At 26.8% G+C, this 24,207-nt stretch carries 26 protein-coding genes and 2 tRNA genes; 20 read left to right on the top strand and 8 right to left on the bottom strand.

Annotated elements, in window-relative coordinates:
* Positions 1-133 precede the first annotated feature (133 nt).
* Together ACWXVJ_RS01600 and ACWXVJ_RS01605 are read left to right on the top strand one after the other, a co-directional pair.
* On the top strand, positions 134-514 hold the full coding sequence (locus ACWXVJ_RS01600; RefSeq protein WP_438340802.1) for a hypothetical protein: 381 nt from the start codon (positions 134-136) through the stop codon (positions 512-514).
* A 183-nt stretch (positions 515-697) separates the two neighbouring features.
* Positions 698-1,807, top strand: coding sequence for an MHO_1580 family protein (locus ACWXVJ_RS01605; RefSeq protein ID WP_455966283.1), 1,110 nt, complete (start codon positions 698-700; stop codon positions 1,805-1,807).
* A gap of 147 nt (positions 1,808-1,954) precedes the next feature.
* On the opposite strand, the gene nadE is transcribed toward ACWXVJ_RS01605, so the two are convergent.
* Positions 1,955-2,722 carry an NAD(+) synthase gene (gene nadE, locus ACWXVJ_RS01610; RefSeq protein WP_455966285.1) on the bottom strand — a complete coding sequence of 256 codons (768 nt, stop codon included), beginning with the start codon at positions 2,720-2,722 and terminating at the stop codon, positions 1,955-1,957.
* Between the two features lie 139 nt (positions 2,723-2,861).
* Here nadE and efp point away from each other — a divergent pair, with 139 nt between their 5' ends.
* Genes efp through ACWXVJ_RS01625 form a run of 3 tightly spaced genes read left to right on the top strand, consistent with a single transcriptional unit; the run spans position 2,862 to position 5,564 of the window.
* Positions 2,862-3,419: an elongation factor P gene (efp, locus tag ACWXVJ_RS01615; RefSeq protein ID WP_438340799.1), complete on the top strand. Its 558-nt coding sequence runs from the start codon at positions 2,862-2,864 to the stop codon at positions 3,417-3,419.
* Positions 3,419-3,730 (top strand): MMB_0454 family protein, encoded by a 312-nt coding sequence (locus ACWXVJ_RS01620; RefSeq protein ID WP_438340798.1) that lies wholly within the window; start codon positions 3,419-3,421, stop codon positions 3,728-3,730. The genes efp and ACWXVJ_RS01620 overlap by 1 nt, the downstream gene beginning before the upstream one ends.
* Entirely contained in the window at positions 3,723-5,564 is a 1,842-nt protein-coding gene (locus ACWXVJ_RS01625) for a hypothetical protein (RefSeq protein WP_455966287.1), read from the top strand. Before ACWXVJ_RS01620 ends, ACWXVJ_RS01625 begins: the two co-directional genes overlap by 8 nt.
* Before the next feature lie 16 nt (positions 5,565-5,580).
* Here ACWXVJ_RS01625 and ACWXVJ_RS01630 read toward each other — a convergent pair whose 3' ends face one another.
* Complete coding sequence (locus ACWXVJ_RS01630) at positions 5,581-6,288, bottom strand: pseudouridine synthase (RefSeq protein WP_438340796.1); 708 nt, start codon at positions 6,286-6,288, stop codon at positions 5,581-5,583.
* 124 nt (positions 6,289-6,412) lie between these two features.
* On the opposite strand from ACWXVJ_RS01630, the gene ACWXVJ_RS01635 reads away from it, so the two are divergent.
* The 5 genes from ACWXVJ_RS01635 (at position 6,413) to ACWXVJ_RS01655 (ending at position 8,727) form a co-directional block, all read left to right on the top strand.
* On the top strand, positions 6,413-6,721 hold the full coding sequence (locus ACWXVJ_RS01635; RefSeq protein WP_438340795.1) for an MG284/MPN403 family protein: 309 nt from the start codon (positions 6,413-6,415) through the stop codon (positions 6,719-6,721).
* Positions 6,705-7,838, top strand: a complete 1,134-nt coding sequence (locus ACWXVJ_RS01640) for an MHO_1580 family protein (protein WP_444705105.1) — start codon at positions 6,705-6,707, stop codon at positions 7,836-7,838. Before ACWXVJ_RS01635 ends, ACWXVJ_RS01640 begins: the two co-directional genes overlap by 17 nt.
* Positions 7,838-8,383 (top strand): MHO_1590 family protein, encoded by a 546-nt coding sequence (locus ACWXVJ_RS01645; protein ID WP_438340793.1) that lies wholly within the window; start codon positions 7,838-7,840, stop codon positions 8,381-8,383. The genes ACWXVJ_RS01640 and ACWXVJ_RS01645 overlap by 1 nt, the downstream gene beginning before the upstream one ends.
* An 8-nt stretch (positions 8,384-8,391) precedes the next feature.
* Positions 8,392-8,616 carry a phosphopantetheine-binding protein gene (locus tag ACWXVJ_RS01650; protein WP_444705104.1) on the top strand — a complete coding sequence of 75 codons (225 nt, stop codon included), beginning with the start codon at positions 8,392-8,394 and terminating at the stop codon, positions 8,614-8,616.
* A 36-nt stretch (positions 8,617-8,652) separates the two neighbouring features.
* Positions 8,653-8,727, top strand: a tRNA-Trp gene (locus tag ACWXVJ_RS01655).
* Positions 8,728-8,828: 101 nt separating this feature from the next.
* Here ACWXVJ_RS01655 and ACWXVJ_RS01660 read toward each other — a convergent pair.
* A tRNA-Thr gene (locus ACWXVJ_RS01660) sits at positions 8,829-8,903 on the bottom strand.
* A 95-nt stretch (positions 8,904-8,998) separates the two neighbouring features.
* On the opposite strand from ACWXVJ_RS01660, the gene prfA reads away from it, so the two are divergent.
* From prfA to ACWXVJ_RS01710, 10 genes are all read left to right on the top strand, one after another.
* Complete coding sequence (prfA, locus tag ACWXVJ_RS01665; RefSeq protein WP_444705103.1) at positions 8,999-10,078, top strand: peptide chain release factor 1; 1,080 nt, start codon at positions 8,999-9,001, stop codon at positions 10,076-10,078.
* The gene (locus tag ACWXVJ_RS01670; RefSeq protein WP_438340790.1) at positions 10,078-10,788 is read left to right on the top strand and encodes a peptide chain release factor N(5)-glutamine methyltransferase; all 711 of its coding nucleotides are present in this window, start codon (positions 10,078-10,080) and stop codon (positions 10,786-10,788) included. Before prfA ends, ACWXVJ_RS01670 begins: the two co-directional genes overlap by 1 nt.
* Positions 10,789-10,823: 35 nt before the next feature.
* On the top strand, positions 10,824-11,930 hold the full coding sequence (gene dnaJ, locus ACWXVJ_RS01675; protein ID WP_455966290.1) for a molecular chaperone DnaJ: 1,107 nt from the start codon (positions 10,824-10,826) through the stop codon (positions 11,928-11,930).
* A 90-nt stretch (positions 11,931-12,020) separates the two neighbouring features.
* Positions 12,021-13,862: a type I DNA topoisomerase gene (topA, locus tag ACWXVJ_RS01680; RefSeq protein WP_438340788.1), complete on the top strand. Its 1,842-nt coding sequence runs from the start codon at positions 12,021-12,023 to the stop codon at positions 13,860-13,862.
* Between the two features lie 81 nt (positions 13,863-13,943).
* Entirely contained in the window at positions 13,944-15,053 is a 1,110-nt protein-coding gene (locus tag ACWXVJ_RS01685) for a hypothetical protein (RefSeq protein ID WP_455966292.1), read from the top strand.
* Positions 15,054-15,056: 3 nt separating this feature from the next.
* A complete protein-coding gene (locus tag ACWXVJ_RS01690) occupies positions 15,057-15,347 on the top strand; it encodes a hypothetical protein (protein WP_455966294.1) in 291 nt (96 codons plus the stop codon).
* On the top strand, positions 15,347-16,015 hold the full coding sequence (cmk, locus tag ACWXVJ_RS01695) for a (d)CMP kinase (RefSeq protein WP_455966296.1): 669 nt from the start codon (positions 15,347-15,349) through the stop codon (positions 16,013-16,015). The genes ACWXVJ_RS01690 and cmk overlap by 1 nt, the downstream gene beginning before the upstream one ends.
* The gene (der, locus tag ACWXVJ_RS01700) at positions 16,015-17,331 is read left to right on the top strand and encodes a ribosome biogenesis GTPase Der (protein ID WP_444705100.1); all 1,317 of its coding nucleotides are present in this window, start codon (positions 16,015-16,017) and stop codon (positions 17,329-17,331) included. Before cmk ends, der begins: the two co-directional genes overlap by 1 nt.
* Before the next feature lie 2 nt (positions 17,332-17,333).
* Entirely contained in the window at positions 17,334-18,308 is a 975-nt protein-coding gene (locus ACWXVJ_RS01705) for an NAD(P)H-dependent glycerol-3-phosphate dehydrogenase (protein ID WP_455966298.1), read from the top strand.
* A gap of 29 nt (positions 18,309-18,337) precedes the next feature.
* Positions 18,338-18,634: an HU family DNA-binding protein gene (locus tag ACWXVJ_RS01710; RefSeq protein WP_438340782.1), complete on the top strand. Its 297-nt coding sequence runs from the start codon at positions 18,338-18,340 to the stop codon at positions 18,632-18,634.
* On the opposite strand, the gene recU is transcribed toward ACWXVJ_RS01710, so the two are convergent.
* From recU to ACWXVJ_RS01735, 5 genes are all read right to left on the bottom strand, one after another.
* Complete coding sequence (gene recU, locus ACWXVJ_RS01715) at positions 18,624-19,127, bottom strand: Holliday junction resolvase RecU (protein ID WP_438340781.1); 504 nt, start codon at positions 19,125-19,127, stop codon at positions 18,624-18,626. The two genes, ACWXVJ_RS01710 and recU, sit on opposite strands and share 11 nt — an antisense overlap.
* Positions 19,128-19,178: 51 nt before the next feature.
* Positions 19,179-21,305, bottom strand: a complete 2,127-nt coding sequence (locus ACWXVJ_RS01720; protein WP_455966300.1) for a UU173 family protein — start codon at positions 21,303-21,305, stop codon at positions 19,179-19,181.
* Positions 21,295-22,146, bottom strand: a complete 852-nt coding sequence (locus tag ACWXVJ_RS01725) for an MAGa7180 family putative nuclease (RefSeq protein WP_438340779.1) — start codon at positions 22,144-22,146, stop codon at positions 21,295-21,297. Before ACWXVJ_RS01725 ends, ACWXVJ_RS01720 begins: the two co-directional genes overlap by 11 nt.
* Before the next feature lie 191 nt (positions 22,147-22,337).
* Positions 22,338-22,856 carry a peptide-methionine (S)-S-oxide reductase MsrA gene (msrA, locus tag ACWXVJ_RS01730; protein WP_438340778.1) on the bottom strand — a complete coding sequence of 173 codons (519 nt, stop codon included), beginning with the start codon at positions 22,854-22,856 and terminating at the stop codon, positions 22,338-22,340.
* 221 nt (positions 22,857-23,077) lie between these two features.
* Entirely contained in the window at positions 23,078-24,145 is a 1,068-nt protein-coding gene (locus ACWXVJ_RS01735) for a hypothetical protein (protein ID WP_455966302.1), read from the bottom strand.
* Positions 24,146-24,207 lie beyond the last annotated feature (62 nt).

Below are 24,207 nucleotides of genomic sequence, written 5' to 3' on the forward strand. Positions count from 1 at the left end.
CATTGCTAAAAATGCTACATTTTTTTTGAAACTTTAAAATTTTTTTATATTTATAAATATAAAATGTTTTTTCAGTTTCATAGATTCCTATAATTCCTAAAAAAAATATTAAAATAATGGTGAAAGGTAAAAAATGAGACAAAGATTTAAAAATATCCTTATTATAAGACCAATATTATTAAAACTATTAAAGGATTTTGTGGGTTTAAAAAATGAAAATGGCAGTTTTAGATTAGAATTAGACATTACTAGACTTGAACTGGAATTATCCAAAAAAATTGCAAATTTTGAAGAACTTAGATTGCAAAGATTAGAAATTACGAGCGGATCAAAACAATTAGTTATAAAACTAATTAAAAGTCTAAGTCAATTGGACCGTTCAATATTACTAACAATTTTATTCAAAGACGATCTAAGCAACATAACTTGAAAAACCTTCAATATATCAAAATCCACATTCTATCGAAGATTAAAATTTATCGAAAGTTTATTATATTGATGTTTATTCGATTAATAAAATAGTCAAATAAAGCTTATTTGCAAAGATAGCAAATATGGCTTTTATTTATTTTGGCAAAAAATGAGAACAAAATATTTTTTTATGTAATAAAAGGTTTCAAAAGTTTCATTTATTAGCATAAAGTAAAAAATAATGGTGTACTTATTATGCCCATAAGAGAGGCATAGAGAGGATTTAATGCTACCAATTTATAATTATCCAAACATTGAACACCAAAAAGAAGTTGTTGAATATAAAGAGAAAATTAGTGCAACTGTCGGAACATACAATGTTGAAGATAGATGAAATTTAGACATCGGACTTACAAAAGATCAAAAATGTGAAATATTAATTTTAAGAAACCTAAAAGAGAATACATGAATTATTGAATTCACGATTCCTAAATCAGCATATGAGAATTCAAGAATTAAAATTTTGCAATTAAATAATAAGGATCTTGAAGTGCAAGATCTAGAGAAATTAGAAAATGAACGGATAAAATTTCGCATTTCAAAATATGCAGACAAAAGCGAAATAAAATTCGAAGATTTAAAGGAACTAAAGGTTAGTTTTTATAACAGGTGAAGAGCTAATTTTTATAACAAGCTTTCTTTTGTTATTAATTTCAAAATAGAAAATAATGTTGTTGATTTTAATAATATTAATGTTAAAGAAAAAGATTTGAAGTTTGAGCTAATTGAATCTATAAAAATTACCTTCGATGGCGAGACTGGGGAATATACAAACATTTTTGAAAATAATGTTGCTTATGCTAATAACCTAATTTACAATATGAAGTTTTTTAACCTAAAACAAAATAATTTTTTAGAAAAAGCAATGCAACAAACGATTGAATTAAAGAGTCCAGATCAATATTACATTCCTAAAAGGCAATATCAGTTAGAATTTTTAAATAGTATCTCTATTGAAGAAGGCAATAGATTTATTACTGCTGAATTAATATCAAGAAAAACCGAAATAGACAAGTTCAAGTACACAATAGATTACTATATAAATAATAAAAATAGTTGAAATAGTAAAAAGAAAGAATTTATTAGTTCCAAAACAGACGGACTTATAGGCTATCATATTTCGCCAACATTTAAAGGTAATGTTAAATTAGAATTTCAACTAAATCAAAACATCATAAATAATGTTAGCAAAATTAAATATTATGACCATTTTGACAAAAAACTTTTTGATTCCAACGAGGGATTAATCAAGCTTTTTTGTCAAGTTGTAAAAACAACTGATGAATATCAAAATTTATATTATTCAAATTGAAAAAAACACATAAAAACTTCATAAATTTTTAAAATTTAGGTTCGAATTAATAAAGGCCTAAATTTTAATTTAACATTATGCCTATATATTAACTAAATTTAAAAAAAATTTATATATAACATTCATTAATTAAGAATTAATAATTTCAATGTAGTTATAAAAAAATAAATTTTATTTAAACTTTGGGCCTCTTGGAATTAACTTTCTTTTATGGCTTGTTTTTTTATGAAAATACTCAATTTTAGTTGAAATATCACTACTTATTAAAGTGTTATCCATAATATATTTTTCGAAATCATCATATGAAAAGCCAAGTTCATCTTCATCATATTGATCATTAAGCAAATTAGCAGAAGGTCTCTTATCCAAAATTTCTGTTGGTGTATTTAATAGTTTAGCCATTTCATAAATATCAGATTTAAATATATTTGCAAATGGTAATAAATCGCAACCACCATCACCTCATTTGGTAAAATATCCTAAATAATATTCATCAAAATTGTCTGTACCCAATACCAATGAGTTATTTTGTTGTGCTTTTGTATATAAAACATTCATAAAATATCGTGATTTAGTGTTGGCTTTTATTCAATCCTCCTTTAAATTAAACTTATCAGAAAAATCGTTAAATTCTTTTGTTAAATCAATCGTTTCAATCTTATTTTCAACAACTAAATTTAACTTCTTGATGTGCATTTCATTAATATCATCTGCCCTTGTTTTTAAATAATAAAAATGAGCATCTTTTTTAAAAGCTTGATAACTAATAATTGCCAAGGTTGAACTATCAATGCCGCCAGAAATCCCAAGGACAACCCCACTAGCATTAGCTTTTTTCACCTTATTTCTTATCCAATTTTGAATTTTTTTAATCATTATCAAGTATTTATTGTTTAAGTTTTTTTTATCATTATAATTATTTAATTCATTTTTTTTCATAGTAATTATTCTATTATTAATTTAGATTTTATAAATGTTTTTAAATTAATATTAATTTATTAATTTATAATTTAGATATTTTTATTATAACAATATAAAGCAAATATAATTAATAAACAATATTTTAAGGAGTTAAATTATGATAAATGTTAATGACCTAAAACCGGGTGTAACCTTTAAATTAGACGGTAATATTTATGTTGTTTTAGAAGCACAACATTCAAAACAAGGAAGAGGCCAAGCCAATGTTAAAGCAAAGGCAAAAGATCTAAGAACCGGATCAATAACTGTAAAATCTTTTACTGGTGGTGAAAAAGTAGAAAAAGCAATGATTGATAAGGTCTCAATGGACTATCTATACAATGCAGGAGATAACATTGTGCTAATGGACCAAGAAACATTCGAACAAATAGAAATACCTGTATCAACAATAAAATGAGAAGTCAATTTTTTAAAAGAAGGTATGAAGGTTATTGTTAGAAAATATGAATCAGAAGTTTTGGATATTGAATTACCAGCTAATGTTGGATTAGTAGTAACAGAAGCACCAGATGCAGTTAAAGGAAACACAGCTCAAGCCGCCCAAAAGAAAGTTACTTTGGAAACCGGTTATGTAGTCGAAACTCCTCTATTCATCAAAGAAGGAGAAACAATTTTGGTTTCAACTGAAACTGGTAAATATGTAGGAAGAGCATAATGAGCAATTTTATCTCAGTCAACACAAGAATGAATTTCGACTTCAAGGTTGAAGAACATGTTATTTATCAAGCAATAAATCAATTCTTTGAGTCTCAAGACTCAATAATTCTTACAAAAAAACCTATTATTAATATAAAAAATAGCACAAATAATATTGAGATTTTTATTTCTTACAAGTTAAAAAAAGAAGCTATATTATCATTCGAAACTAAGAACGCAATATTCATGCTTGAACAAAGAATTTATTCATTAATCAATGTTAGACCAAACAATATTAACATTGTTTTTGAAGGAATTGAAAATGTTTAAAAATAGAAGAATTAATAATTTAGCTATTGATAATATAAAAATTAATTCATTAGCTCAGATAGCAAATACTAAAAATCCAAATGTAGCAATTAATATTAGCGCTGCAAAGATTTTTCATGCACTCTTTGCTTTTCATTATAAATTTGATATAAATAATCCCCAGTGAATATCTAGAGATAGATTCATTGTTTCGTGTCCGGATGTAAATACCACCTATTACACAATTTTATATTTAATGAATCTTATTACGAAGGAAGAAATTGAAAGCATTAATAAACCAAGTTGCAAATATCATAACTATTTAAAACGCAATAACAAACTTGGTATTGACTTTTCATCAGGCAAACATGGTTGTGGTATTGCAGAGGCTGTTGGTATTGCGGTTGCTGAGGCCTTTTTATCAAGTAATTTTTCTGAAATAAATCATTTTACATATGTTTTTGCTTCAAGCAAAGATCTAGAAACAAGCATTGCGACTGAAGCTCTACAATATGCAGGATCAATCAAACTAAATAAACTAATTGTGCTATATGATTCAAACACATTATTAAATAACTTTAATTCTAAAAAGAATAGTAATGACATTAGAAAAACATATGAATCATATGGATTTAATTATATTATTTTAAAAGATGCTAATTACAAATCTATTGCAAACGCAATATTGAAAGCTAAGAAAGCAAAAAAACCAACACTTATCGAAATCAAAAGTTCAATTGTTGAATTAGCAGTTAATAATTTTAACAACTACTACAATAATAAATATTATTTAACAGTAGATGAAATTGAGGAATTCAAAGAAACAACTAACTTCAAGCGTGGTGACTTTTTTGAGAAATATCAAGAAGTGGTAGATGAGTATAAGAAAGTTATTAATTATAATAACGATTTATTTAATAAATGAACTGCTTCAGATAAATTAATTGAATTCTTGGGAGAAGATCTAAAAGAAAATGTAAATGATAACTTTATATCAAATTCAGGCGATATCTACTCTAATATGGTTGTTATCTTAAATAATATATTTGATAAATACAAAAACGCTTTCCTACTTTCTTCTTCGCTAGATCCAATAACAAGAATTAAATCAACTAACGGAGTTTTTGATTTTAACAACAAAGATGGCCGTTCTTTACTATTAGGATTAAAAAACGAGGCAATGAGTTTAATTGCAAATGGTATATTTGGACACTCAAATTTTAAACCAATAATAATTGATTCCTTATCAAATACAGACAAGTTAATTCAAGGAATCAAAAAATCTGTTAGTGATAACCTAAAAGTATTATATATTCTAAAAAATGACTTAAATTCTGTTGAAAACTCTAATATTTATTACCAAAATGAGGAACAAATAGGTATTTTATTGCAAATTCCTAATATAAAAATTTTATATCCTGGCGATCTTAATGAATTGATGGGCTCTATTGAATATTACCTTAATAAATTTAATGGCCCCGTAATCATTATAGCCAATTTTCATAGCAATTGAAATTGTGAAAAAACTTCAAAATACAAATTTCTATCAGGGTCTTATCATGTACTAAAAAATGATTCAAAATATAGCCTTTTAGCCAAAGGCAACGATCTCCAGATTGCATTCAAAATTGCTAATAAACATAACTTGAATTTAATTTCAATATCAAATGATGAAAATATTGCAAAATTAAATTATGATAAAAAAACGGCTATAACATTCACAAAAGATATTTCTGAAGGTTGAATGAAATATGCTAAATATAACCTCAACATAAATAACTCAAACAACAAAATTAAATCAGATTTTAATTATATTGAAAAAAATATAAAATTAATCATTAATAACAAAAGCTAGGTTCTTATATATCTACCTAGCTTTTTTTAATTTTTTTAAACCATTCCAACTCAGAGGCCGTAATATGCCTATGTTCTCCAACTCTTAAACCATCATCTGTAATAACTCCATATCTTTTTCTATGTAATTTTTTAACAAAATTATTAACTAATAAAAAGAGATTTTTCACATGATGATTTCTACCTTCTTTAAGAACTATAGAGTAGGTTAAATCTTTAATATGTTTTATTGTTTGTTTAGAAAAAACACCATTAAGTTTTACAAAATTAGAGTTTAAAAAATTTAAATCTTTTTCACTCATTGGCTTTTCCAATGTTGCAATGTATTCTCTTTCTATATTAGATGAAGGATGGGCCAAAATATTAGCAAAATTGCCATCGTTAGAAATAATTATTACTCCTGTTGTATTAAAATCAAGCCTTCCAATTGAATAGCAATATTTATCCATTCCCATTCACTCATAAATAGTTTTTCTACCCTGCGGATCTCTTAAAGTGCAAATGGTGTTTCGAGGTTTATTAAGTAATATATAAAATTTTTTATCACTTCTTTCGATGATCTCGCCATCTATTTTAATAACAGCCTCAGCATCAACTCTCTGACCAATTTTTGCAACTTGACCATCAACTAATACTCTTTTTTGCATAATCATTTTTTCGGCCTCGCGTCGCGAACAAAAACCAAAATCCGAAATCATTTTTTGCAATTTAACCTTGTTTTCCATAATTAACAAACCCTTCAAATAACACGTTAAAAAAAATATATTTATATTATAAATATTTTGCGTTCATAGTTTCTTTTTTATTTATCTTTTTGATTTATCTAATTTAATTAAAGCAGGAGGAAAAATGTTGGAAAACAAAATTAAAAATCTTAAAAGTATGAGTTTGCAAAGAAAACGAGCTTTTATAATTGATTTTTGCCTAAATCAAAAACTTAAAAGAATACAAAATAACATGAAAGATACTAAGAATGTAGGATTGTTAGATTTTTTCATAAGTTCGCTAAGTGAGGACTATAAAAAAATCTTCATTAATGATTTCATTACAGTAGATGGTGATTCGTCGTGATATCTTGAAAACTGATCTAAAAATGCTTATTATAAGAAATTAAATTATTTAGTAGACCTATTTATAGATTATGTTTATTGCTTTTAATGAAACCCCCAAACTTCATTCATTAGAAAATAAGCAAGAGCAGTGAATGGAAGAATATATCATAAATGCAAAACAAAGAAAATATTTAGAAAACTGAAATAGTTTCAATGAATTAACCACAATTAAAATCAGACGCATTATAAGAAGTGATAAATTTATTATTACATTTGAGCATAAAAATCCATTAAAAGAAATAGAGGCCATAAGAGTTAATGGACTAATTAATAATAAAATAATAGAATTCAAGCCAAAATATGAATATAATAGTGGTCATTTTATACTAACTTATAATAGTGATAATGATTCTAAAAATAAATTGGAATTTAATGACATAGCAAATATCAATTTTGAAATTGAATATAAGGTGAAAAATTTATGATATCAAGCAAAAGCATTTACCTATTGAATTAAAAACAATCCAAGATCTAAAAATATAAATCTAAATAATACGAAGGCCATAAATGTATTAAGTGAGATTGAAATAAAATCACTACCAGACCGCATTAATAAGAACATAATTAACCATAAATTCAAAACAAAATATTTGAATTTATTCTTTAATACCAACAATTTAAAACAAGGAATTCATAACATCAAACTATTATCACTAAAAATTGCCAAAAGTGATCAAGAGACTAATGAAGAATACATTCTAGATAATAGCGATATTTATGATTTAACATTTTCATCTGCAAACATTTATGACTACGCAAAAAATAAGTATGATACTAAGCTTAGCTATCATAATTTTAATAATGCTGACTTAGTTATAGATACATATTCTTATTATGATAAATTTTCAGATACTGTTATGGTAAATAATCAAAACCTTAATGCAAAATTAGGGATTCTAATACCATTAAAATACAAGGGAACATATGGTTATGAAATTAACCTTGATATAGGCAAAAATTTAAAGTCCTTTAAAATGAGTTATTCACAGGAAATTGAAAAACCTTTTTTTGATATCAACAATGGATTAATAAGAATGAATACAAGATCAATTAAAGGTTGACTTACAGATGAAAAATGGCACAAAATTAAATACGATAATTTTGCAGACGTAATCAAAATGGCAAACTCTTTGCAATCAATAGAACAAATAGGGGGTAAATAATGAGTGAAAAAAGTAAAAAATTATTATTATGAACATCATTAACCATAGCGATTGGTGGTTGCGCTGGGTTGGCGACAGCATTTGTAGTATTACAACAAAAAAACAAAGAAAAAGAAAGTAGCCAAGTCGATACTATTCAAAAAGAAAAATTAAACGACAAAACTAATAAACTATCAATTAAAAAAAGCCAGCAACAAAAAGATTTAAAAAATAAAGAGAATGAATTGGAACAAAATGACCATAAAGAAGATTCATACATAGAACCACAGGAAAAGAAAAATATTAATTGAAATGATGTTTTCCCTAATATAAAGAGCAGTGACTATTATGACAAATTAAACTATAGAAACGGGCAGGCTTGAATTGATGAAGACATGATAGTTTATATCATAAAAGACATCATAAATAGAATGCTTGTAACTGAAGGCGAAGTTGAATATGCTTACAAACAAATTGATGACCAAAATTTGTTAATAACTTTTAAATGGAGCAGTGAAAAAGAAAAAAGTGTTGTAACATACAAGATAAATACAAATAAGTTATAATAATATTTATGAATTTTAAAGAATTAGTATTTAACGAACTTAAAAAACATACAAAAAAAATTTTTAATAACGAAACATTAATTAAGGATCTTGATATCGATAGTTTAGATCTGGTTCTATTAGTTTCAGATATTGAACTAAAACTAAAAATAGAAATAAAAGACGAAGAACTAATAAAATTAAAAACCATTGGTGATATTATTTACATAATAGAGCAAAAATATACAAAATAGAAAAAAAATGTATAATATTCTATGAGCGTTTCTTATACGGGTATAGTTCAATGGTAGAACAACGGGCTTCAACCCCGTGTGTTGTGAGTTCGAGTCTTGCTACCCGTGCCATATCATTAATAAATGTTTTAATAGAACAACTAAGGTTGTTCTATTTTTCTACAAAAAGAAAAATAAAAGCCAATTGAATTGGCTTTTGGCAATTAAACATATGGTGCCGTCAACTGGAATTGAACCAGCGACCCCTTCCTTACCATGGAAGTGCTCTGCCCCTGAGCTATGACGGCAATATTTAATACGCTAATAATTATATAAAAAAATGCATATTATTTTTAATAAATTTGACGCAAATTATAGTAATTTAAAATATACTTTTATTACTATGGAAAAAACAATGTATGAATCTCTATGCTCAATAAAGAAGCAATTCCTGGAATTAGAGCAAAAACTAAACGATCCTGAAATCTATAACAACATCAAACAATACACAAAAATATCTAAAGAAAAAGCAAGCATTGAAGATATCTATGTATCATTCAAAAAATACCAAGATATTGAAGAACTATACTTATTATCAAAAGATATTATTAACAATGAAAAAGATGCTGAATTGATTGAATTAGCAAGAAATGATATTAATAGACAAATAGAACAGATGCACGAACTTGAAGAAACAATAAAAGAATTACTATTGCCAGTCGATGAAAACGATGAAAGAGATGTTATTGTGGAAATTCGCGGGGCTGCTGGCGGCGATGAGGCCAATATTTTTTCAGGCGATTTGTTTAGAATGTACCAAAAATTTTGTGAAGAAATGGGATTTAAAATAAAAATTATTGATTACACATACGGTTCAGCAGGTGGATATAGTCAGATAGTTTTTAGTATAAAGGGTGAAAAAGTGTTTTCAAAAATGAAATTCGAAAGAGGAGTTCATCGAGTCCAAAGAGTACCATTAACTGAAACACAGGGAAGAGTTCATACTTCAACAGCGACAGTTACGGTTTTACCTGAAGTAGATGATGACGTTCATATAGAAATTAAGCCTGATGAAATCGAGATTGATGTGTTTAGATCTTCAGGAGCGGGAGGCCAGTCAGTTAACACAACAGACTCTGCAGTTAGAATTACACACAAACCATCTGGAATAGTAGTTACATCACAGGATGAAAGAAGTCAAATCCAAAATAAAGAAACTGCTTTAAAAGTATTAAAAAGTAGACTTTATGAACTAGAAGTTCAAAAGCGCGAAGAAGAAGAAAGTGGACTTCGAAAACTTGCGGGTACCGGAGAAAGAAGTGAAAAAATTAGAACTTACAACTATCCACAAGATCGGGTTACAGATCATAGAATCGGGTTTTCAACTTCCTTAAAAATAGTTATGGAAGGTGATTTGAAAAAAATTATTGAGGCGCTAATTGCTGATGAAAAAGCTCACAAAATAAAAGAAGCAGGTTTATAATGATTAAAAAAGAGGTATTGCTACAAGAAAAAAGAAGATATGAGCTACCTCTTTTTGTTTCAAAAAAGGAAGAAAAATTATTAAAAAAGGACTATCCGGTACAAAAAATTATCGGATATCAAACAATGCAAAATATCCATATCGATATTAGATATAATGTATTAATTCCACGATACGAAACAGAAGAGGTTATCATCGAATCATATAATTACATTAGCAAATATTCTGATGTCCTAGATTTATGCTGCGGTTCAGGTTTTATTGGTCTTGCTATTTGCAAAAATATAGGATGTAATGTAACATTATCAGATATTTCAAGACAAGCAATCAAACAAACTAAATTAAATGCAAAAATTAATAATCTATCAAAATACAATATTATAAGAAGTAATTTATTTAAAAAAATAAACAAAAAATTTGATTTAATTATCTCCAACCCACCCTATTTAAACAAGAAACATTTATTTTCTTCTTCTTTAAAATGAGAACCAAAGCAAGCGTTATTTGCCAAGGATAATGGATTATTTTTTTACAAAAAAATTACAAAAGAAGCACCAAATTTCTTAAAAAATAATGGTTACTTAATTCTTGAAATTGATGATTATGCCAAAGAATGAATTGAAAAGGAATATTCTAATGTTACATTTAAAAAAGATATTAATAAAAATTTTAGAATTGCAATTCTAAAATATGATGACCTTAAAAAATAGCACTCTAATTAAAAATGTGCTAAAATTTTATTATTATGATGAATAAAAGAGACTATTATGAAGTTTTAGGCATAAATAAAAGTGCGACCGAAAAGGAAATCAAAGCTGCCTACCGTAAATTGGCAATGCAATATCATCCAGACAAAAACAAAAATGCTGATGCTGAAGAAAAATTTAAAGAAATATCAGAAGCATATGAAATTTTATCAGACACAAATAAAAGAGCAAAATATGATAAATTTGGTCATAACGCCTTTGATGCTAATGGATATCAATTCGGGGATTCGGAGGATATTTTCCGTAGTTTTTTTGAGGGTTTTGGCGGAGGTTTTTCTGGTGCTGATATCTTTGGGGATATTTTTGGATCATTTTCAAATTTTGATGAATCAAACCATCAAAGAGGTCAAGATCTACAACTAATATTAAACATTGATTTTGAAGATGCACTATATGGAAAAACAATTGATCTTAACCTAGATAAATATGATGTTTGCGGTCATTGTAAGGGCAGCGGTGCAGACACCCCTTCTGATGTAATTTTATGTAATAATTGCCATGGTTCTGGAAAAATACAACAAAGAGTTGCAATATTTACTACCATAAAGCCATGTCCAGTATGTTTAGGATTGGGCAAGAAAATAAATAAGATATGCCATCAATGCCACGGCAAAAAAACAGTAAATTCAAAGACTATTCAAAAGATAAATATTCCGGTAGGGATTGAGGATGGGGATACAATTAGAATTGTTGGCTTTGGGAAACCTTCATCAAACGGAAATAATATTGGAGATTTATATATAGTATTCGCTATTAAACCTAGCAAAAAATACAAAAAAATAAATAATGATCTTTACATTGAAATGCCTTTATCAATTAAGAGCTTATTACTCGAAGAGGAAATTAATGTTCCAACACCATACGGAACAAAAAAAATTAAGTTAGACCATAGCATTAAAATAAATGAACCATTTAAAATCAAAAATTGCGGATACCCATATAAAAATTCTAGTTCCAAAGGCGATTTATTCATTAAATTTGATTTATATGTTCCTAAATTAAGCAAGAGCAATAATTCTCAAATTAAGGAAATATTTAAAAATACAAGTGATACAAAACGAGAAGAATGATTAAAAAAATTCTAATCGTTTTTTTAATTCGTTTTTTAAAATAAAATTGTGCTATTATTTTTGATAACATTTTAAAATATTTTACTCAGAAGAGAGGCTTAGCTTATGTCAGAAAAAATAATGATTGTCGAATCACCAAATAAAATTAAAACAATTCAAAAAATTGTTGGTGATCAAATTAAAGTTATTGCTAGTTCAGGGCATATTTTAAAAATGGCAACATCAGGCACAAATAATCTTGGAATAGATTTCGAAAATTGAGAACCAGAGATGATTCCTGATCCAATGAAAAAGTCAACCATTTCAGATTTAAAAAAAGCAACTAAAAATGCTAGCGAAGTTCTAATTGCAACTGACCCCGATCGCGAAGGCGAAGCAATAGCAAGTAATCTAATTTCAACCTTAAAATTAAAAGATAAATACAAAAGAATAAGATATAATGAAATTACAGATGAAGCAATAAAATTAGCAGTTGAAAATCCTTCTGAAATAGACGAAAACCTTGTAAGAGCACAAAAGTCAAGAAGGATGCTAGATAGAATTATAGGCTTTAGACTATCACAATTAATGATGCAAAAAGTAAAAAATGCTCCTACTAACCCTTCGGCAGGAAGAGTGCAATCCATTGCTTTAAAACTAGTTTGTGATCGTGAGCGCGAAATTGAAACATTTGATCCAATAATTTATTCAAAAATTGAAGCAATTATAGATAATGATGTCAACATTCCTTTGTACTTAAAAAAAGACAAAAAATATGAAGATAATACTTGGTTAACCAATGAACAAGGTGAAAAAATACTTTTTGAATTATTAAATAGCAACTATGAACTAATTGTTGATGACATCAATGTTTCTAAACGCAAGGAATCGGCTTATACACCTTTTAAACAATCAGTTTTATACAAGGAAGCAAAACACAATTCCCAGGCAGTGCAATCATCAGCCCAAAAACTTTTTGAAAACGGGTTAATTTCATACCCCAGAACTGATTCAACTAGATTAAGTGAAACATTTGTTAAAAAAGCTCGTAAATACATAACTGAACAATATGGTAGCCAATATGTAGCTAAAGAAATAAAAGGTTTTTCTGGCGCTCAAGATGCTCACGAAGCAATTAGACCCACATACATTGAATTAACACCAGAATTAGCATTACAAAAGTATAATCTTAACAATATCGATTTTGAAATATATAAGATGATTTATGATAAAACAATAATGTCACTAATGAGCTGTCCTGAAAAAGAAATTGTAAGATTTAATTTACATAACGGGAACAATAATTTTAGAATGTCTTATAGTAGAATACTTTTTGACGGTTATTATATTTATTCAGGCAAAGAGTCATTAATTAATATTCCAAATATTAAAATTGGCGATATCATCAAGGCAAAAGATTTTATTAAAGAGGACAAAAAAACATTACCGCCTGCACGTTATAGCGAAGGTTCGTTAATTAAAAAACTTGATGATATTAAAGTTGGAAGGCCTTCAACATTTGCATCAACAATAAAAGTATTAAAACAAAGAATATTTGTTGAACCAATTGACGGACATCTAGTACCCACAGAATTCGGAAAGGTTGTTCTTGAAAAACTTTTAACAAGTTTCCCAAGAACTATTAATGAAGAATATACAGCTAAGGTTGAGGAAAAATTAGACTTAATTTCAGAAGGAAAAGAAGAATACAAAACTTTAATGAAAAAATTCTGAGATAGTTTCAATGAACGCTATGAAGATATAAAGGATCAATTAAATGTTACCATTTTGGAGCCAGCCAAACCTAATGAAAGCTGCCCTTTATGCAATGCAGAACTCGTTTATCGCTATACAAAACTAACTAAACAAAAATTTATTGGTTGCTCTGCTTTCCCTAAATGCAATTTTATTAAGAACATTGATAATCCTGTAAAAAAATTCTACAGAAGAAAAAAAGCAAAAAAATAATAAAATACATAAGTTCGTAAAATACTATGTATTTTATTTTTATTTTATTTAAAAAAAATATTAATATGTAAAATATTAATCATGAAAAATAGGCAAAAGAAAGCTAGGGGAAAATCAGACTTTTGAACACTTTTTGTAATACCAACTGTCACGCTATCTGCAGTAGCAGGTGCTATATATTATATTGTTAAAAATAGTCAAACAATTCAAAAAGAATTTTGGTCAATTGATAAATTCAATAATAAAGCCAAGGAAATTCTCTTAGAAAAAAATATCATAGGATCGTTGCAAGCTAAGAATTTGTATGAAGATTTTAAAAATCAACAAAAACTTGCAGAAATCCGAACTAAAGATTTTGATAATACTTATAAAGATATTATTAAAATGAACAAGAGCAAACTTACTTTTGAACAAAGAAAAATCCTCAATAATCGGCCAAAACCATTTGACGCGGATAAATTTTTAAAAAACAAAATTAATATTATCCTCGATTTTGAAAAATCAAAGTTTTTAGATTTTCATTTTACAGATGTTGAAAGAATTCAAAATAACCCTTTTGACCTTAGAATTCATTATGAAGTTTTTTTAAATTATGAATATGCAAGTGGAGTTTTTGAAACAAATAAAATAAAATCCACCCCTGAATCAAAATACTATTATAAATCAAGCCAAGTTGTAACTTTTTTATCAAATACCTTAAAAACACATCAAGGCACAGAATTTTCAAAAGAATGACCAAAAATTAAAAAAGAAGCCGAAAAGATTGTAAGCAAATATGATGAGATAAACAAAAAAATTAAAGAAAAAATTCTGAAATATGAAGAAAAACGAAAAGACATTAATGAAAAAGAATCAAAAACTCCTTTGGAAATGCAGGAATTAGAAGATTTAAAAATTAAAATTAATAACTTAAAACAGGAAGTAGATAAAATCTTCAAGGCCAATAATTTTCAAGAAGAAATTTTTTCATGATTTGTTAAGGCGATAAATGAAACTAATGCTGCACAAGACATATATCCAAAGAAAACTTTTGAAATTGTTCCGTTTAAAGAAAAAGATAATGACCAATATGTTTTATGAAATCCGAAAAAAGGTGTTAATGAATTGACCATCAAATATCAGTTTGTTAATATTAATAACAAAAAAATTAAAAGCAATAATGAAATAAAAATTTTCACCTTGGATGTTTAAAATATGAGTAAGGATAAGGGAAATTATAACAATTTAAAGGCAATCATCAAAAGCGATCATCAAGTCGCAATAAAACTAATTAAAGTAGCACAAAAATACAACCTTGACATCGACCAAAACGATTTGCTTAATAAATTAAATAATAATCAATCTGATGATATCACACTATTAATCAAAAATTTAATCTATTTGCTAAAAAAACAACCAATCCAAGAAAAATTTAAACCTATCAAACTAAAAACTGATAAACAACTAGAAAAACTCATAAAAGACTTTAGGAAGGAAAATAAGTAATGAAAAATAAAATTAATATCGCAATAGATGGACCTAGCGGCGTAGGCAAAACTGTAATGGCCAGAATGCTGGCTAGTGAGTTAAATTATATTTTTATAAGTAGCGGAAATTTATATCGTGCTATTGCATATAATGCTATATTAAATGGCATTGATTCTAATAACGAATCAGAAATTAATAAAGCATGAAATTTTGAGGACTTATTCATAACAAAAGATGAAAAAATTTTTCTAAGAGGAGAAGATATTACCCTAAAAATTCGTGAGGATAGAGTTTCTTTGTATGCATCAGCAATTGCAAAATATCAATCTGTACGTTTAAAAGTTAATACATTCATTCAAAAAAAAGGCGCACAAGAAAAGGGAATAATTGTCGATGGAAGAGATGCTACTTACCGTATTCTTCCAGATGCAGAAGCAAAATTCTTCTTATGAGCCACACCAGAAGTTAGAGCTCATCGCCGTTTAAAGCAAAATAATTTACTTGGTATAGAGTCCAAATATGATGAAATTTTAGAATCAATTAAAATAAGAGATGAAAATGATACAAACCGTGATATAGATCCATTAATAGAAAGTGAAGGCAGTATAAGGATTGACTCGACAAATATGAGTGTGGATGAAAACTTTTTAGTAATGCTAAAAGAGGTCAAGAAGAGGTTAAACTAATGAAAAATACAATAGCGTTAATAGGAAAGCCTAATGTCGGAAAATCAACTCTTTTTAACAAAATAATTGATAAAAGAAAATCAATTGTTTATGATACTCCTGGAGTTACTAGAGATAGAATTTATCATAGCGCAAAATGGTCTGGATATGATTTTAATATTATTGATACCGGAGGAATAACACAAGAAAACGAAGACTTTAAAGAGCAAATTAAAAAACAAGCAGAAGTAGCAATCAATGAATCTGAAATTATCGTTTTCATAGTTGATGGTAGAGAACCGATCACATCAGAAGATTTTTTTGTCGCTAGTTTATTAAGAAAATCAAACAAAAAAGTTTTGCTTGTTTTGAATAAACTAGAATCAAATATAAAAACATTTTTTGATAATCAAATATATAAATTGGGGTTTCAAAGCATTTTTCCAATAAGCGCTATTCATGGCGATGGAGTTGGCGATTTGCTAGATGAAATAGTTAAAAATCTAAATTTTAATGATGACAAACAAACAAATCATTTTAAACTTACCATATTAGGCTCGCCTAATGTCGGAAAATCCACGCTACTTAACACCCTTACCAATGAGGAACGTTCTATTGTATCGAATATTGCTGGAACAACTAGAGATTCTGTCTCTTCGATAATAAAAATTGAAAATGAGGAATTTGAAATTATTGATACAGCAGGTATTAAAAGAAAAAGTAAATTATCCAATAGCATCGAGCACTATGCATTAATGCGAGCCACAGATTCAATACAGGAGGCTGATTTATGTTTATTAATGTTAGATGCCACAGAAGAAGTTAGTCATTTTAGCCAAAATATTATTGGGATTGCCTATGATTTAAAAAAACCATTAATTATTATTGTAAATAAATGAGATTTAATTGAAAAAGATACCAATACAATGGATATTTACAAAAAAAATCTTTCTAAGAAATTAAAATTTGTAGATTGAGCACCTATTGTTTTTATATCTGCTAAGAACAGAGTTAGAATAAACAAACTAAAAGATGAAATAATTAAAATTAAAAACAATATTTCTAGAAAAATAGTTACCAATCAATTGAATTCAGTAATGATGACTGCACAAATGATAAAACCTGCTTCACCCATTAAGGGTAAAAGATTATCAATAACCTTTGCAAGACAAATTGATGGAAAAATTCCAACTTTTTTATTATTTGTAAATGATGAAAAATGTGCGCACTTTACGTATTTAAGATATATAGAAAACCAAATAAGGCAAAATTTTGATTTTAGTGGAACACCTATTACCCTTATACTAAAAAATAAAAATAAAAAAGAGGACAAATAATTATGAAAAAAAGAATAGCTATTCTTGGTAGCGGGGCAATGGGTACTGCATGTGGAAATGTTTTAGCTGAAAACGGACATGACGTTATATTTTATGGCATCAATGATAATGAATTGCAGGACCTTGAAAAGGGCTTTAATAAAAAATATTTTGATAATAAATTAATTACCAATTTCAAAACAACAAAAATCCTTGAAAAGGCAATAGAAAATGTTGAATTTATCATCATAGCAATACCTTCAAGATTTATTCCACCTGTTTTTGAAGAATTAATAAAATTAATCAAAAACGACGTAACAATTATTAATGTAATAAAAGGTTTTTGGCCTAATACAAACAGTTTTGTACATAACAAAATGGCTGAAATGGCAAAAGATAACATAAACATCAAAGGCATAACTTCATTAATCGGTCCTTCCTTTGCTATTGATATAATAAATAAACACATAACAATTGTCAATGTCGTTTCAAAGGATATAAATAAAGCTAATGAAGTTAAAAAAATATTCACAAATGACTGATTTGCAGTTTCGGCTATTGATGATGTTATTGGCGCTGAAATAGGCTCAATATATAAAAATATACTAGCAATAGCATCAGGCATAATCGCATCATTAGGATATTCGACCAATACACAGGCAGCGCTATTAACTATGGGATTAAAAGAAATGGTAAAATATGGAAAATTTTTAGGCGCTAAAACCGAAACAATATATGATTTATGTGGCTTAGGCGACTTAATTCTTACAGGATTATCAGAAAAATCAAGAAACTACCAATATGGTTTAAACTTCCTAAAAAATAAAATAGATGATAGCCAAACAACCGTCGAAGGGTTATATGCTCTAAAATATATTTATCATCAAAATATATCTAAAAATAAACTAAATTTACCATTAATAGAAGGAATTTACAAAATAGTATATAATAAAGAAAATCCCCAAATTATTATTAATAGCTTAATTAAAAGGGTTTAAACTATTTATTAAATTAAGGAGTCTGAATAATGACAAAGAGAGAATTAATTAAAAAAACATCGGAAGAAACGGGCTTTCAACAAGCAATGGTTGAATCAATTTTTGATCAAGTTGTCGATATCATTATTGAAGAGTTAGCTAATTCAAGACAAATAACTATTTCAGGTTTCGGCGTTTTTTCCTCCAAATATGTAGCTGCAAAAACCCAACAGCATAACATTACAAAAGAGGAAATTGAAGTTCCTTCAAAAATGGACCCAAGATTTAAGTTTTCAGATGTTTTAAAATCAAAAGTTGATGAAATATATCAAAAAATTAAAAAGTAATATTCTCAACTATGTTCAATATTCCAGGAAAAGATAATGATAATTTTTTTCCTCAACACAAGGCTTCTTCATAGTGAAGGGCTTTTTTTGTTTTAAATTTTTCCTGCAAAATATGATGTTCAATTAACAAAAATAAATTTTTAGGCTTAAAATAAATTATTCAAAAAGCAATACCATTATGCTTTTTAATAAGATCAAGGTATTCAATTTGATGCTGTTTAATATTATTAAAAGGTAAAACATCCGATTCAGTACTTTTGGCCTCAAATGCCAAAAACCTTCCTTTATATATTCCATAATAATCAACAGAGCTTTTGCTGCTGATTATTGCATTATCTAGTTTCAACTTTTTATCATGCAATTGAACAGATTTAAAAGTAATATCAAGATTCTTCTTATGGATAATACAAATGCTATTCTTAAAATAAAACTCTCTCGTTTGATTGATGATTGTTTCTAATAACATACCGCGATTTTTGAAATTAGCTTTCATGTTAGAATTACAACAAAAAAACAATAAAATTTTTCCTTGTTTTTTCTCTAATTATTTATTGTATTTATAAAAATTCTCAAAATATTCGTCCTTATTTTTTAACAAATACTTAACTAGCTCTGCAGCCATTAACATCGCCATAACATCATTATGACAATAAATTTTTAGATCTTTAATTTTTCGGTTTCATTCATTATCCTTAATAAGATTTAGGGCTCTTGTCGTAGCAATTGTTAGCGCCTCCGAACCATTTTTAACATTAAGTTTTGAATATGGAGTGATATTATATTTTAAATGTTTATTTAAATTATTATTTGTTACAAAATATTCAATCTTTTTTATTGAATATGATCCATTAATATATCCTAGATTTATCATTCTATCTACAACAAAAATTTTCTGTTTTCGTCCAGAAAAAAAATTGCATATGTCAACAAGACGGTTTACAATAAAATCGATTTTTTTTGCATATTCATTAAATTGAATCTCGTCTAATTTATTTTGTAAACAATAAATATGAAGCGACTCTTTTATTTCAAGTAATCTGCTCTTCTCATAATTTATATTGTAAATAATATAATATGAAATTTCTTGGTCATATAAATCATCGATAATTTTTTTATATGTATTGATATCAAAAGTTAAAGGATCATAAACATAATCATTACTTTCATAAATTTCATCATTCTGCGTCTTTACAATTGATGTTTGAGATATTACTTGATTTCATGCTGGCAAATAATCGAGCATTGGAGTAGGTAATGTTACACCTTCAAAATCAAACCAAGCAATCTTGGCATTCTTATCCGTTATTACATTATACTCATAAATGCTTTGTATTTCTGGATTTATAGAAATAAGATTATTATCATAAAATTCACTAACAGTTCTCTTTGTTAGTAAATCAACATCATTATTTAAACCGGAAATTAGCTTTAATATTTTTTTGCTTCCAAATTTATATTTAGGGAACTGTTTTTCAACTAATTTATAAAAGAAAATATTCGAATTAAAATTGTCAATGAAATCATCCTTAGTTAAAGTTCAATCCATTTGTAGCGAATCTCTATTATTAATCAAATAAATAAACTCTTTAAATGAACACGTATAATCACTTATATTTTTTGTGTGCTCTTCAATATTTGCCAATCTTTTCTCATTAAAATCGTATCCAGCGGAAATCAATTCACCTTTAACATGGTCAATGATTGATAAATTATTTGTTTTTTTTGATCTTACTGGTTTTGTATATGCAAAATTAGGATCACAAATATATTTAGCTTCAACTTCATCCTCGGATAATAAGACTTTATCATTAGGTTTAATATCTACGCCGCCTTTATTTGGAGAACAATATTTTGACAGATTGAACTTTAGGATATTTTTTCTTACATTCTTTTTCTTTTGATATCTAGGTTTTAACAAAAATATCTCATTAATATCACTATTTAGTGATTTGGTGATGATATTATAATTTCAATATGCCTTTAATAGATTTTTTCTATTCGTTTTTTGCGAATAAATTAAATCACCAAAATGTTTTAATTTTGTATCATAGAAAGCAACTTTTGCATAACAAGATTGATATTCAAAGGCTGGGTTTATAATCAAACGATAATTTTCATTTATTGATTTAATTGTATCAGCCAATACATCATCCTGCTTTTGCTTCAATGATATATATTTGATTTCTTCGTCCTTTATATGATATCTTTCTTTATAAAAATCAACTAAAAAATCAATTGCCTGATCATAAACGGTATCTAAGCCCGAGGAAAGAATATTAACTGTTGTAAAAATGGAAAAAAGAAAATTTAAATTTTTATATACATCTTCATCAACTGTGTTATTAATTAATTCATGATTATTACGAACTGTTTCCTTTAAAAAATCTATTTTTTCCAGGGTGTCGAGTTCTTGGATATAGTCTTGCTTTTCCTTATCTAAATATTTAGACGCAAACTCGTTTGAAATATTGTCTATTTTATCGAAATAAAAGTTAATAAGTTCATGGTTGACACTAGAATCATTATCGTCCTCTAAATCAAAATTAAAATTACCTGCAAAAATTTCATGGCTTGAATCTAAATTGCCATCAATGCTATTAAATACTAACCATGGGTGTGTAGTATTAGCAACTAAAAAATCGCTAAATGAATATCTTACCTTATTTTTCATACTCTGCCACAGCCTTGCCTTCATTAACTCACTCTAGATATAATTTTTTTCATTCATCATAATTCTTACATTCTAAATATTTTACAATATCAACATCTATACTATTATTTCAAGTAGGACTAATACCTAATTTTGTGTATTTATCATATCATTTTTTGCATGCTGCCATATCATCCAAGACTTGCTCTTCATTTACCTCAAAAGGTCAGCCCTTAACAACTCGATTATTTATGTCTACTAAATTAGGGTCTTTGTAATCTTCTTCTTCTAAAAAACAAGCAATAATTGCAAAATGTTTGGCCCCCATCAAATACGAATATAATTGTGCTTGTTTTAAATAAGCAACATTAATCATACCTTGTTTCCAAGATTCAAGTTTTTTACTTCCGACGGTTTTTATCTCAATAATCATCTTCTTTTCAGCAATATAGCCATCTGGTAATCCGCCAAAGAAAACATTATTTTTGAAATAATCATAGTTAAACTTTTCGGCAGGGAACCGTTGAATAGGTAAATTGAATGATTTTTCAATTTTTTCAAGAATTTTAGGTTCTAAAATAACTCCGGCATTTACATATTTCGGATCCAATACTGGAAATCTAAAATTAGCTATTCTCGCAAATGCAGCAAAAGGGCTATTAAACTGAGTTAGTTTTAAAATATCTCCAAGAGCTGAACCAGTTATTTTTCTAAAACCGCCAAATTCACCAGGTTTTTTTGATAATAAGTTTTTATGGTATTCAGCAGTTAATTTAACTGTTTTTGTTTCATGATCAACTACATATTGATTGCCATTATAATGCAAGCGATTGGGAATAATTATTTTCTTTTCTTCATTCATTTATTTACCTCACTTATACTTAAAAAAATAAAAATTAAATAGATTTAGGTTATCTTTTATTAATTTTACTAAGTATTATGTTAACCATATTTGAATTTTTTTAAAAAATAAACGAAATAATATGGATTTAACTAAAAACATAGCTTTTCTTGCTATGTTTTTTTCTCGTTACCTATCTTAATATAATGATATTATTTTAATAAATTAATAATTTTTTTCTCACTCTCATTTAATTCAGGTTCAATATCAAGTCTTACATGACAATAACCAGATGGATTTCTTTGCAAATAATCTTGATGATATTCTTCTGCGATTACAAAATTTGTGAGAGGTAAAAGTTCTACATAAAATTCACTATAATTTCCCTTTAAAATATTAAATAACTTTTCTAATTTAGTAAAATCACTTTCATTATCATAGTATACACCGGTTCGATATTGGATACCAATATCACCTCCCTGCTTATTTAAGGATCCTGGATTAATAATTCTAAATAAGTGTAAAACAAGTTCCTCTAAAGAAATTTTCTCATTATCATAAATGACCCTCACTGTCTCAGCATGTAAGGTTGATTTAATTTGATAATATGAGGTTACATCAGTATTACCGTTTGCATAACCAGTCTTAGTTTCTATAACACCTTTTAAACGCGAAAAATAGGCTTGCACACCCCAAAAGCATCCGCCAGCTAGATAGATAGTTTTTTTCATAATTTTCCTCCTTATTTAATTTAATTTTAAGTTAATATAATACTTAAAAACCAAGCTAAATATATCTTAATTTCTATTAGGTATTCATAATTTAAATTATTATTAGTTTATTTTAATATAATAACATTAAAAATAAAAAATAGATATCAGCCTTTATTTTATGTTTTTTTTATTTTGTTATAAATCAACTTATTTTTAGTAGTTTTTAAAATATTTAGCATCTAAAATTTTATTTTTTTATATTTTTTAGCAATGCTCTTATAAATTTCAAGAATATTTTCATAAAAATTAGCATTATTCTTATCAAGCAAAGAAATTTGCTTAATTCCTTCTAAAATATCATCAATCATTCTTAAATTTCTAGCCTTATTGTATCCTCTTCAAATATCATATTTTTTTCTAAATTCTTCATAATACTCTTCTCTTGATAATCAAGGATTAAAGCAAATCATAATTTCTCTAAATAATGAAAATAAAATCAATATTTCGGAATTATACATATCAGTTATAATAATATATTTTTTAGGGCCAAATGAAAAGGTTATCGATCTTGTCATCGTTTTTTCAATATAGGGCAGTTTTATTAACTCAATATTTCTATCTTTAAGAAGCAAAGAAACTTTACTAATTTTTTCATCAAAAGAATCAATTTCATTAAACAGTGTATCAATTAATCTAACAATAACAAATTTTGGCAAATATTCCTTAAATCTTGATCTTGAAGCAATGTCTTTTCCTTTAAAATTTTCTCTAATGAATAATTCACAAAAACGAATAAAAGGGATTCTATTATGTTTTGTAATTTTGCAATGATTAATATACAAATGTTTTGAAATATACTTTGAATATTCCTCAATGTTCAATGTTCCATAATATTTTTCAAGAAATTCAATTATTTCTTCTTCACTTGGCGACTGGCTAAGCCTATTATCACCTAAGATATTAGTAAGATAACGATTTTTTTCAAGTATCTCCCAGCCTAGTCTTTTAATTATTTCTGCTTTATCTAATGGGCCAACATTAAGATTATTTCTAAAAAAATATCATTTATTTGTTAAATAGCCAATTTTTAGGTCTAGCATTTTTTCTAAATCTTGAATTAAATTAAGACTAACATCATCTCTTAAATCGTTTAACAAGTTAAATATTTTTCTTCGATCGGCTTTAATCTTTTTGCAAACATCATTTGTCTTAATATTGGCAATTGTGAAAATATTTCTTAAAAATTCTCCAAAGGTTGTACATGAATTTATTCGATTCTCTAACATCAATAAATCTTTTTTACTCATATAACATCTTAACCTTTCAGCAACAAGTTTATAATACCAATTGGAAACAATTTTATAATTAA

This window comes from Mycoplasma sp. 773, assembly GCF_053851515.1.